Source organism: Neobacillus niacini (assembly GCF_023715785.1).
Lineage (GTDB): Bacteria > Bacillota > Bacilli > Bacillales > Cytobacillaceae > Neobacillus > Neobacillus niacini_E.
This window is the reverse complement of sequence record NZ_JAMBOX010000004.1, coordinates 211,741-223,687: the sequence shown is the minus strand read 5'-3', so window position 1 is coordinate 223,687 and position 11,947 is coordinate 211,741. Positions and strand designations below refer to the sequence as shown.

Below are 11,947 nucleotides of genomic sequence, written 5' to 3'. Positions count from 1 at the left end.
GTAGGTTCGCAATAGAATGAAATTCCCCCTAAATCACAACCTAATCATGAGCATGGAAAATGCTCAGATTTGCGCGAGGGGGTTTTTCGCTTGAACAAGAAACGGTGGATGATTCCTTTATCCCTTCTTTTGCTGGCTGGAGCAGCGGGCTGCGCCAACAACAATGACCGATCAACCGCCAATGATTCCAATAATAATGCACTTCCACTCGGATATTATTCAAATGAAAATCATCGGGCTACTAACAATGGTTTTCTGCGGGATAATGACGGCGGACTGATGGAGATGATGGATCATAATTTGGGGGATGAGGGCCGTCTCGACAAGGAAAACAGAAGGAAGATGCTTCAAGAAAAAGATAAAAACGGGCATCCAAAAAATCCGACGACACCTTTAGCAAAAACAGACCGCAACTGGTTCCAGCGCGATAACCGGTTCAGTACAAGCGATGTAAATTACCACGGCCATTTAAATAAAGATATCGGCAATACGAATGCCGGTTCTGTGGTCGATCCAGGATTTCAAGAGCGAATAACGGATCAAATCAGAAACAGGGTACGAGATATCGATAATGTTCGTAGTATCCGGTCCGTTTCCTATGGCAATACTGTCCGGATCTCGGTAAAATTAAATGATCAAAGCAGAGCCGCCGAAACAAAGCGCGCAATTAAAAATGCGGTACAGCCTCTTGTGAACGACCGATCTGTAAAGGTCGATACGGATGAAGGGGCGCTTGGCCGCGACCGCAACATCAACAATGAGGTCCGCCAGCCGGAGCCAAATTAATCCCTAAGGACAAAGCGATTGTGCTTTGTCCTTTTGCCATTTATCTATCAAGGATAAAAAGGGAAAATAAGGCTAAACTAGTAATGTAAAGTTTGTTCAATTCTTCCGAGGAAGAGGTGAGTAGCATGAGGTTCAATCGAAAAGCGATAATGGCGGTACCAGTCATTCTTGCCATTTTAGCCGGCGATGCGATTTGGGGAACACCAACTAAAGCTGGCGCCCAACTTAATCAGGAACCGCTGCAGATCACGGTAATTTTGGAACGAAATTATTTGGATGGCGAAATCAGCCAGGAGGTCATACAGGAGACATGCTGGTCGATGGAGAACTTTTGGGCTAAATATGACCAATGGCAGCTCCTCAGAAATGATGAATCAACCTTTGTTTTTAAAAAGCAGGTTGACGATATTTCTCCTTTGTTAAAGGCAAACGGGTATTTCGGCTTGACGGAGGATGGAGTTTTGACGATTTTTAATGGGCGGCCAGACCGTTCGCGAATTATCCAATCATTTTTTCAAATAGATGTTAAAAAGCTTGAAAGCAAAGCCCAGCAGGAATTGTTGCAGGGGATACCGATCAAAACAAAGGACCGTTATGTAGAGGTTTTGGAAACATTCAAACCGTATTCGATAAAAAATGAATAATCCATTCTAAATCAGACTGTTTTTAGTTGAATCAGGCTGATTTTTTTTGGCTAATAAGAAATTGCAAAATTTTCCAATTTTCTTATGTCGCATAAATTCAACTACGCCTCTGCCTTCGTCCTAACGGACTCGCCAATCGGCAAGTTTTCATTTACTTTTCTTCAAATAGTTCAAGGTTGTATGTTAGAATGAAATACAGTGCGAAAAATGCACGTAGAGAAATTTTTCGAGAGAAAATTTGGGAGAGAATCGGATTGTACGAATTTATTAAAGGAACCGTCGAATTTGTCGGACCGGAATATATTGTCATTGAGAACAACGGGATCGGCTATCAAATTGCCGCGCCTAATCCGTTTGCTTATTCCGGTAAAATGCAAACAATGGTTACTGTTTATACATACCACTATGTTCGCGAAGATATCATGGCGTTATACGGATTCCAAACAAGGGAAGAAAAAATGCTGTTTACCAAGCTTTTAAATGTATCGGGCATCGGGCCGAAGGGTGCGCTGGCCATTCTAGCGTCTGGAGAGGTCCAGCAAGTTATTGCCGCGATTGAAAACGAAGACGAAGCTTTCCTGGTAAAATTCCCGGGCGTGGGTAAGAAAACGGCGCGCCAGATGATTCTGGATTTAAAGGGCAAGTTGGAGTCCATTGTCCCTGATTATTTTCCAAATTTATTTAATGCCGATAAGCTGCCAACACAGGCGAAGACAGATAACCTGGCGCTTGAAGAAGCTATTCTTGCCCTGAGGGCGTTAGGTTATTCCGATAAGGAAATTAAAAAGATTTCACCGGAACTGAGCAAAGAACAGTTGTCAACAGACCAATATATTAAAAAGGCCCTGCAGCGGCTTTTGAAATAGGTGATAATCAATGGAAGACCGGATCATTTCCAGTGAAGTGAACGAAAGTGAAATAAGCTTTGAGCAGAGCCTAAGGCCGCAAACCTTAAGGCAATACATTGGCCAGGAGCAGGTAAAAGGGAATCTTGAGGTTTTCATCAAAGCGGCTAAGCTTCGCGGCGAGACATTGGACCATGTCCTCTTATATGGGCCACCAGGCCTCGGAAAGACGACTCTCGCGGTAATCATCGCCAATGAGATGGGTGTTAACATTCGGACAACTTCAGGACCGGCGATAGAACGGCCAGGGGACCTAGCGGCCATTCTTACGGCACTTGAACCCGGTGATGTGTTATTTATCGATGAGATTCACCGCTTGCCTAAATCAATTGAAGAGGTCCTGTACCCGGCGATGGAAGATTTTTGCCTTGATATCGTGATTGGTAAAGGTCAGACTGCCAGATCCGTCCGCCTTGATCTCCCGCCGTTTACGCTTGTCGGTGCTACTACAAGGGCAGGGGCGTTATCGGCACCGCTCCGCGACAGATTTGGAGTTTTGAGCCGGCTCGAGTATTATAAAGAAGATGAACTGACAAGCATTGTGAAACGCACGGCCGAATTATTCGAAACGGAAATTGATGGCCAGTCGGCAGCAGAAATCGCAAGAAGAGCAAGGGGGACCCCAAGGATTGCCAACCGCCTGCTCAGAAGGGTGCGTGACTTTGCCCAGGTCAAGAGCAACGGCTCTATCGATCTTCCGCTCGCAAGAGAAGCGTTGGAACTCCTGCAGGTTGACAGGCTTGGCCTCGACCATATCGACCACAAGCTGCTCAAAGGAATCATTGAAAAATTCCGCGGGGGTCCTGTCGGGCTAGATACCATTGCGGCATCAATCGGTGAAGAGGCTGAAACGATAGAGGATGTTTATGAACCCTATCTTCTGCAAATTGGGTTCCTCCAGCGTACTCCAAGGGGGCGAATCGTGACAGCAAATGTTTATCATCATTTTGGCATGGAGGTGCCAGCGCCGTGACAGGCCTATCCAAATCGTTGATGATTATTGGCGCGGTTATTTTTCTAATCGGGTTTTTAATGCCGTTTTTGCATCTAGGTAAGCTTCCCGGGGATATTGTCATTAAAAAAGGGAATACTACATTTTATTTCCCGCTTGTCACATCTATTGTTGTAAGCATTATTTTATCTGCAATATTTTATTTCATCGGACGATTTCGATAAAAAGTAAGGTGTGTTTTTGTGAAAGTAGATTTGTTTGATTTTCATTTGCCTGAAGACTTAATTGCTCAGGTTCCGTTAAAAACTAGAACTGACAGCCGATTAATGATAGTGGATAAAGAAACGGGCGTAATGAAACATGAGGTTTTTAAAAATATAACCCAATATTTGCGTGAAGGGGATTGCCTTGTGTTAAATGATACCAAGGTTCTTCCGGCACGCCTTTTTGGTGTCAAAACCGATACCGGCGCCAAAATCGAGGTGCTCCTTCTAAAACAAATGGAAGGCGACCAATGGGAGACGCTGGTAAAGCCGGCGAAGCGGGTCAAGGAAGGTACGGAAATCGACTTCGGGGATGGCCTCCTTAAAGCGGTTTGTACGGGAACTTCCGAGCATGGCGGCCGAACTCTAGAGTTTACATACGAGGGAATATTCTATGAAGTTCTTGATCAACTGGGAGAAATGCCCTTGCCGCCATACATAAAAGAACAGCTTGAGGACCGCGACCGTTACCAGACGGTCTATGCCCGTGAACCTGGTTCTGCGGCAGCGCCGACAGCAGGCCTGCATTTTACCGAAGAGCTGCTCGAGGAGATACAAGCAAAAGGTGTCCATGTAACCTTTATTACGTTACATGTGGGGCTTGGAACCTTCAGACCGGTCAGTGTGGATGATGTAGAAGGCCATGACATGCATTCCGAGTTTTATATGGTAACCGAAGGGACCGCCAGGTTGTTGAACGAAGTAAGAGAGAGCGGTGGAAGAATTATTACGGTCGGGACGACTTCTACCCGGACTTTGGAGACGATTGCCTCCGCCAACGATGGCCGCTTTGTTGAAGGCAGCGGCTGGACCAGTATTTTCATTTACCCTGGTTATCAATTTAAAGCCATCGATGGCATGATTACCAATTTTCACTTGCCGAAGTCAACCCTAATTATGTTGGTCAGCGCTTTGGCAGGAAGGGAAAACATTTTACGGGCCTACAACACTGCAGTGGAGGAGCGCTACCGGTTTTTCAGCTTTGGTGATGCGATGTTTATCATCTAAAGAAAAGGGGCGGAGCGCCGTATAAGTGAATCACTTTAGCGAAGCTTGCTATAAAAAATACAATCTCGCTTAAATAAGTTTTAGCTTTGCTCTGCTCACACCGCCTTTTGGAAGGAGAAAAGATTTTGACTGCGATTACCTATGAATTAATTAAAACATGTAAACAAACGGGGGCAAGGCTTGGCCGTGTCCATACTCCGCATGGGTCATTTGATACTCCAGCGTTCATGCCTGTTGGTACGCTGGCGACGGTGAAAACAATGTCGCCAGAGGACCTGAAAGAAATGGGTGCTGGGATTATTTTAAGCAATACCTATCATTTATGGCTCCGTCCCGGACATGAGATCATCAAGGAAGCAGGCGGCCTGCATAAATTTATGAACTGGGACCGGGCGATTTTGACCGATTCCGGCGGGTTTCAGGTGTTTAGTTTAAGTGAGTTCAGGAAAATTGAGGAGGAGGGCGTCCATTTCCGCAACCACCTCAGCGGTGAAAAATTATTTTTGTCACCGGAAAAGGCAATGGAAATCCAAAATGCCCTCGGTTCCGATATTATGATGGCATTCGACGAGTGTCCGCCATATCCGGCAACCTTCGAATATATGAAAAAGTCAGTCGAGCGGACATCACGCTGGGCCGAACGCTGCTTAAAGGCCCATCAACGGCCGGAAGATCAGGGATTGTTTGGCATCGTTCAAGGCGGCGAATATGAGGAACTGCGCCGTCAAAGCGCTAAAGATCTTGTTTCGCTAGATTTTCCGGGCTATGCGGTTGGCGGACTGTCAGTCGGTGAACCAAAAGATGTGATGAATCGGGTGCTCGAATTTACGACGCCGCTCCTACCGTCCAATAAACCGCGCTATTTGATGGGCGTCGGTTCGCCGGACTCCTTGATTGACGGGGCAATTCGCGGAATAGATATGTTTGACTGTGTTTTGCCGACAAGGATAGCCAGAAACGGTACTTTGATGACTAGCCAGGGGCGCCTAGTCGTAAAAAATGCGCAATATGCGAGAGATTATGGTCCTCTTGACCCCGAGTGCGATTGCTATACATGCCGAAATTACAGCCGTGCTTATATTCGTCACTTAATTCGCTGTAATGAAACGTTTGGAATACGATTAACGTCTTATCATAATCTCTATTTTCTGTTAAGATTAATGGAGAAAGTCAGACAAGCCATTATGGAAGACCGGCTTGGTGATTTCCGCGAAGAATTTTTTGAGCAATATGGTTTCAACAAACCGGATGCAAAAAATTTCTAATAGATGATTTTTGAAAGGAGGGAAACAAGATGCAGGGAGCAAGTACACTCATTCCATTAATTTTAATGTTTGTATTGTTTTATTTCTTACTAATTCGTCCCCAGCAGAAACGCCAAAAAGCGGTTCAGCAAATGCAAAGCGATTTGAAGAAGGGTGACAAAATCGTCACGATTGGCGGCTTGCATGGTTTTATTGACTCTATTGATGAAAATAAAGTCGTGATTAAGTGTGGAGACGGCAGCCGTCTTACATACGACCGTTCTGCGATCCGTGAAGTTACGGAATCTGCGAAAACGGCCGAAGTTTAAATCGAAAATCGAGCCTTTAGGCTTTGGAGCTAGACAATTTTAAAAAGGAAGCCCTCCTCCTGGAATGGCTTCCTTTTTCTGTTTTACGCGGTTCTGGAATTACTGTTCGCGATATTAACCCCTAAAATCCCGCCCATCATCGCAATCAATGTATAGCAGGTATGATAAATAACCTGCTCCGCATCAAACAGGCGGTCGTAGCCTAGATATTGGAATAAAAATACAATCAACGAGTAAATGAGGCCGGTTAATCCGCCAATTAGCCAGCCTTTCTCCTTTTTCTTGCCTCCCGACAAAAACCCGCCCCCAAATAGTCCGACAAAGGATAAAGCTGTCACAATATATTGGAGTGTTGACTCTTGGGTGGATGTAAACCTAAGAATAAAGGAAAAAATCAGGCTGCAGATCACTGCAAAGCCAAAGATGAAAATCAAGCCAAACAGTATTGCAGTACCATAGCTTCTTGATTCGATTTTTCTCTCCCCCTTCCGCTTCCGGCAGACTGACAATAAACTTTGCCCCGGAAAAACAGATTCTTTCTTAGTACAAGCGTATTCAGGGGTGTCCTAAAGTAGAATTAAAATTTTCACCTTTTTGGAAGGTAATTCCTTTCATGAATTTTCAAGTGTTGTAGACACTATATAATTGAATCATGTAAAGGAGCGAACTGGCTGTGGAGAATTTTTTGCAGATTATTTTTCGAACTCTCATCTTATATATATTAATCCATATTATTTTTAGGATAATGGGAAAACGTGAAATTGGCGAATTAAGTATTCTTGACCTTGTTGTGTTTATCATGATAGGCGAATTGGCGGTTGTGGCGATTGAGCGGCCAAACGTCCGGATTTTCGATGCAATCCTGCCCATGGTTATTTTAATGCTCATCCAAATTTCAATGGCATTTTTTTCTTTGAAAAGTAAAAAATTTCGCGATTTGGTAGACGGGAAACCGAGCATTATTATCAACAGGGGAAAAGTAGATGAGGACGTGATGAGGAAACAGCGATATAATTTTGACGATTTAATGACCCAGCTGCGGGAGAAAGATATCCGCAGCATCGCTGATGTTGAGTTTGCCATTTTGGAGTCCTCCGGCAGCCTGTCTGTCATCGAAAAACAAATGACCAACAATGAACCCAAATCCGGGGATATCACGATTCCGTTGATCCTGGATGGGACAATTGATGAAGAAAATTTGCGAAAAATCAATAAAACAAATCTATGGCTGCGCCAAGAACTGAAAAAGCAAGGCTATCGCGACATAAAAAAAATCTCATTTTGCAGCTTTGAGAATGGAAAATTTTTCGTTGACCTAATGGATGAACAATAAAGACACGCTAATTAACCGTAGGCGTGTCTTCCTTATTTTTCAGGCAAACAGGCTGCCGATCCAGGGGATGCGCTGCAGTTCTTCCCGTTTAATCAGCCCTAAAACCAGTAAAATGGCCAAATAGGCTATTCCCATTCCGGTAGCGGAGGATAGCACTCGAACCGCTAAATGCTCTGCAATAAAAACATGTTCAAATATCCAATACCCAAGCCAGCCGGCAGCGCCCATGGCGACAAACCCTTTTGCATAGTCACGAATGTATAAGGAAATGGACACCTTTTTCAACACGGTGGCAAAATGCAGAATGGTCACCAGGACAAAACCGACGATAATCCCTAGGGCTGCCCCGGTAATCCCGAAGGAGGCCTGGGAGGCCAAGAGGAAGATGACAGTTGTTTTGACGATGGCCCCAATCAGGCTATTGATCATCGCCGCTCTTGCTAGATTTAACGCCTGGAGGACCGCCTGAAGAGGGCCCTGATAATAATAAAACAAAAAGAACGGTGCCATCAGCTTTATGAAATAGGCACCTTTGTTGGAACCGTACATCAGCTGCATAAGCGGGTCTGCCAGTACATAGAGAACAATCACAGCCAGTCCGCCCGTTAGAAAGGTCCAGCGCAATGCCTGCTGCAGCCGGTATTCAATCAGTTTAAAGTTTCTCATTGAATTGGCCTCGCTAATTGCCGGAACAAGTGAGGTTGCCAATGAAAAGGTAACAAAGGACGGCAGCATTAACAGCGGCATCGCGTAGCCAGTTAAAGCGCCGTATTGCTTTGTTGCATCCATGGCGAGCACACCGGCAATCGCCAGGCTGTGGGCCACCACGATCGGTTCGAAAAACCAAGCGACGGACCCAATCATTCTGCTCCCCATCGTCGGTAACGCGATACTCATTAAATCATTGAATGTTCGTTTTCCTTTGTGGACAAATTGGAAGAAATTCTTCCGTAATTTAAAGCGCTTTTTCAATTTGAAGGTAGTGAGTAGGTAAATAAGCGAAACCAGTTCGCCAATGACGGACGCGGCCATTGCAGCTGCTGCAGCATATTCAACACCATACGGAAAAAAAGCTTTTGTAACGGATGCAATTAATGCAATTCTAACTAGCTGCTCCAAAATCTGCGAAAACGCGGACGGCCGCATATTCTGCCGTCCTTGGAAGTAGCCCCTTAATACGGATGAGACAGCGATAATCGGAACAGCAGGAATAATCGCCATTAAAGGATAATACGTCCTATCATCCGTAAATAGTGTGGTCGATAAAAGGGGGCCCAATAGGATTAATGCTGGCGTAAGAATAAGCGACAACGAAATGGTGATCGAAAGGGATACCACAAGTATTTTTTTAATTTCACCATAATCCTTCTTTGCCTCCGCCTCGGCAATATTTTTCGAGATGGCCACTGGCAGCCCGAGCTGGACAATCGTTACCAGAAGAATAAAGGTTGGATAAGCCATCATATATAAACCGACGCCTTCTTCGCCAATGCTGCGCGCGAGGACAATCCGATAAATAAAACCAAGGACTCGTGTAATTAATCCGGCAATCAACAGGATGAAAGTCCCTTTTAAAAACTTAGACATTCCACTTCCCACCTTCTCAAAATAGGCGAAATCATATACAATTAACTATATGCACCATGGTGGACAAAGCATGACAAGTTGTCCGGCTTTTTGTATTTTTATTATATCGGGAGAGTTTCTCCGAGGGGGAAGATGACATGGAACATAGCCTTGGTCATGATGAATTGCGCACACAGGTACAACCGGCAATCATCAGCAAATTGGAAGAGTTTCGCCTGCTTGGGTATGACGCGGTTACAGAGCAGGAATTTTGGGGATTTTTAATCAAGAAAAAATGGCGCAAGGCAAAAGAAGAAGCGAAGCTTTTTGAGATCATCCAGGACATCCTCTCGGTGAAAGTAAGCGATTATCTAAGCTATGCACAAATCGAAGCCTATAAAACAGCTGAGTTCTCATTTGAAGATGAAAACGAGTTAAGAGAATTATTGAAATGAGGATCAATTTTTTGTAAATTGACACTCTTTGTGAGTTATTCCATAATGGTAGCAGTGACTTTTTTATTTTTTTTGCAGCTTTTGTAAGTGCCTTTTGCACGGCGCATTAAGGAGGAACAATACATAATGGTGAAACGCAGTCGGATTGTGGCCTTCCTGTTAATCCTTGTATTATTGGGAAGCACAATGGGAGTAACAACAAATGGGATTCTAAAAAACATCAAGCTTGGATTGGACTTACAAGGGGGCTTTGAAGTACTTTACGAAGTGCAGCCTGCGAAAAAAGGCCAAAAAATTGATAGTGATGTATTGGCCAGCACTGCCAAGGCGCTTGATAAGCGGATCAATGTTCTTGGTGTTAGTGAGCCTAATATTCAAATTGAAGGCACGAACCGGATTCGTGTCCAATTGGCCGGTGTTGAGGACCAAAATGAAGCCCGGGAAATACTGTCTACACAAGCTAATCTGACCTTCCGGGATGCCAATGATAAACTGAAGATGGATGGCACAGACTTGAAGGAAGGCGGAGCCAAGCAAACGTTTGATGAAAACGGAGCTCCAAGCGTTTCGCTGACATTAAAGAGTGCGGAAAAGTTTCGTAAGGTTACTCAAGAAATTGTCAATATGAGACCAAATAATTACTTGGTTATTTGGATGGATTTCGAAGAAGGCAAAGACTCCTTTAAATCTGAAATCGCAAAGGAAAATCATAAATTTTTATCGGCACCAACGGTAAATGAAGTGTTTAACCAAAATACGGTTTCCATTGTCGGCAGCTTTACAGCGGAAGAAGCGCAAACATTGGCTTCCTTATTAAACGCCGGTGCCCTTCCTGTTAAACTGAAAGAGGTTTATTCAACTTCCGTCGGGGCGCAATTTGGTGAGCAGGCGTTAAATAAAACAATTCTGGCTGGTATTATCGGTATTGCCCTTATTTATTTGTTTATGCTTGTCTATTATCGTTTCCCTGGATTTATCGCAACGGTAACCTTATCGGTTTATATATTCCTAGTGCTCTTAATCTTTGATTGGATGAACGCTGTCTTAACACTGCCGGGCATAGCGGCCCTCATTCTAGGGGTCGGGATGGCGGTAGACGCCAACATTCTTACCTATGAACGGATTCGTGAGGAACTGAAGGTCGGAAAGTCGGTTAAGTCCGCGTACCAAGCAGGAAGCAAAAACTCATTCTCCTCCATCCTGGATGGAAACTTAACGACGGTTTTGGCAGCCGCTGTCCTGTTCTTCTATGGAACAAGCTCAATTAAAGGATTTGCGACCATGCTTTTAGTCAGTATCGCGTTGAGCTTTTTAACCGCAGTATTCTTATCGCGGTTATTTCTTGGATTATGGGTGCATAGCGGCTTCTTAAATAAAAGGAAGAGCTGGTTTGCCGTCAAGGAATCAGCAATCCATGATATTGCTGAAAACTTTGATACCTTGGATCTTCCTACGAGATGGGACAAGCTGGACTTTGTTAAGCCAAGAAAAGTATTTTTCCTTATTTCCGGGGCGTTGTTAGCGCTTGGAATTATATTACTGCTCGTTTTCCGGCTGAATTTATCGATTGATTTTTCAAAGGGTACCAGGATTGAGGTATTATCGAACCAACCATTAACTACCCAAAAGGTAGAAACCGTTTTAAATGAACATAACATTAAAACAGATGATATTTTAATTTCTGGCGATAACAAGGAAAGAGCCTCTGCACGCCTTAAAGATGTATTAACAAAGGATGAAATCGCTAAGCTAAAAGCTGAATTGAAGAAGGAATTCGGCAACGATCCAAATGTAAGTACGGTTTCACCGACAGTCGGTAAAGAAATTGCTAAAAATGGCGTTATTGCGCTGCTTATTGCTTCCATCGGGATTGTTCTTTATGTTACAGTTCGTTTCGAATGGGCGATGGCGATTTCCGCTATTTTCTCATTGCTCCACGATGCATTCTTTATGGTGGCTTTTTTCAGCATCACTCGGCTTGAGGTCGACTTAACGTTTATTGCGGCCGTCCTGACAATCATCGGTTATTCGATTAACGATACAATTGTTACCTTTGACCGGATGCGCGAAAACATGCATAAGAAAAAACGTCTTAAAACCAATGAAGACATTGCTGAAGTTCTAAACGTCAGTATCCGGCAGACTTTAAATCGTTCAGTTAATACCGTATTTACTGTGTTGGTTACGGTCATTGCCTTAATCTTCTTTGGCAGTGAATCGATTCTGAACTTCTCGATTGCCTTATTTGTAGGATTGATCGCAGGTGTGTATTCATCCATCTGTATAGCCGGTCCGCTATGGTATGTGTTTAAAACCCGCGAACTTAAGAAAAAAGGCGTGATCAAAACAGTCAAAGAAAAACGGAAATATTCCGATCAGCCACAAGTTTAATGACTTTCAGTAAAAACCGCAGCCTTCTGCGGTTTTTATTTTTCAAATATTATCCTCATTGAAAGCCGGTT

General features: G+C 44.0%; 13 protein-coding genes. 11 read left to right on the top strand and 2 right to left on the bottom strand.

Translation table 11 applies throughout. The features are described 5' to 3' along the window. Nucleotides 1–90 precede the first annotated feature (90 nt). From M3234_RS10720 to yajC, 8 genes are all read left to right on the top strand, one after another. Nucleotides 91–786 carry a YhcN/YlaJ family sporulation lipoprotein gene (locus M3234_RS10720; protein WP_262304703.1) on the top strand — a complete coding sequence of 232 codons (696 nt, stop codon included), beginning with the start codon at nt 91–93 and terminating at the stop codon, nt 784–786. A 125-nt stretch (nt 787–911) separates the two neighbouring features. After that, nucleotides 912–1,430 (top strand): intercompartmental signaling factor BofC, encoded by a 519-nt coding sequence (locus M3234_RS10715; RefSeq protein WP_262304702.1) that lies wholly within the window; start codon nt 912–914, stop codon nt 1,428–1,430. Nucleotides 1,431–1,684: 254 nt separating this feature from the next. Then, nucleotides 1,685–2,296 carry a Holliday junction branch migration protein RuvA gene (gene ruvA / locus M3234_RS10710; protein ID WP_262304701.1) on the top strand — a complete coding sequence of 204 codons (612 nt, stop codon included), beginning with the start codon at nt 1,685–1,687 and terminating at the stop codon, nt 2,294–2,296. 10 nt (nt 2,297–2,306) lie between these two features. Further along, nucleotides 2,307–3,308 carry a Holliday junction branch migration DNA helicase RuvB gene (ruvB, locus tag M3234_RS10705; RefSeq protein ID WP_262304700.1) on the top strand — a complete coding sequence of 334 codons (1,002 nt, stop codon included), beginning with the start codon at nt 2,307–2,309 and terminating at the stop codon, nt 3,306–3,308. Beyond that, entirely contained in the window at nt 3,305–3,511 is a 207-nt protein-coding gene (locus M3234_RS10700) for a DUF2905 domain-containing protein (RefSeq protein ID WP_262304699.1), read from the top strand. The genes ruvB and M3234_RS10700 overlap by 4 nt, the downstream gene beginning before the upstream one ends. Nucleotides 3,512–3,529: 18 nt before the next feature. After that, nucleotides 3,530–4,558 (top strand): tRNA preQ1(34) S-adenosylmethionine ribosyltransferase-isomerase QueA, encoded by a 1,029-nt coding sequence (gene queA / locus M3234_RS10695; protein WP_262304698.1) that lies wholly within the window; start codon nt 3,530–3,532, stop codon nt 4,556–4,558. Between the two features lie 125 nt (nt 4,559–4,683). Next, the gene (gene tgt, locus M3234_RS10690; protein WP_262304697.1) at nt 4,684–5,823 is read left to right on the top strand and encodes a tRNA guanosine(34) transglycosylase Tgt; all 1,140 of its coding nucleotides are present in this window, start codon (nt 4,684–4,686) and stop codon (nt 5,821–5,823) included. A gap of 29 nt (nt 5,824–5,852) precedes the next feature. Then, entirely contained in the window at nt 5,853–6,131 is a 279-nt protein-coding gene (gene yajC / locus M3234_RS10685; protein WP_066311697.1) for a preprotein translocase subunit YajC, read from the top strand. An 83-nt stretch (nt 6,132–6,214) separates the two neighbouring features. Here the strand turns inward: yajC and M3234_RS10680 are convergent, their stop codons facing one another. After that, nucleotides 6,215–6,640: a TIGR04086 family membrane protein gene (locus M3234_RS10680; RefSeq protein ID WP_262304696.1), complete on the bottom strand. Its 426-nt coding sequence runs from the start codon at nt 6,638–6,640 to the stop codon at nt 6,215–6,217. A gap of 164 nt (nt 6,641–6,804) precedes the next feature. Between M3234_RS10680 and M3234_RS10675 the strand changes: the two genes are divergently transcribed. Further along, on the top strand, nt 6,805–7,464 hold the full coding sequence (locus M3234_RS10675; RefSeq protein ID WP_262304695.1) for a DUF421 domain-containing protein: 660 nt from the start codon (nt 6,805–6,807) through the stop codon (nt 7,462–7,464). 39 nt (nt 7,465–7,503) lie between these two features. Here the strand turns inward: M3234_RS10675 and spoVB are convergent, their stop codons facing one another. Further along, nucleotides 7,504–9,051: a stage V sporulation protein B gene (gene spoVB, locus M3234_RS10670; protein ID WP_262304694.1), complete on the bottom strand. Its 1,548-nt coding sequence runs from the start codon at nt 9,049–9,051 to the stop codon at nt 7,504–7,506. Between the two features lie 137 nt (nt 9,052–9,188). Here spoVB and M3234_RS10665 point away from each other — a divergent pair, with 137 nt between their 5' ends. Both M3234_RS10665 and secDF read left to right on the top strand, forming a co-directional pair. Then, on the top strand, nt 9,189–9,485 hold the full coding sequence (locus M3234_RS10665) for a post-transcriptional regulator (protein WP_262304693.1): 297 nt from the start codon (nt 9,189–9,191) through the stop codon (nt 9,483–9,485). Nucleotides 9,486–9,611: 126 nt separating this feature from the next. Continuing rightward, on the top strand, nt 9,612–11,876 hold the full coding sequence (gene secDF / locus M3234_RS10660; protein ID WP_262304692.1) for a protein translocase subunit SecDF: 2,265 nt from the start codon (nt 9,612–9,614) through the stop codon (nt 11,874–11,876). Nucleotides 11,877–11,947: the final 71 nt, after the last annotated feature.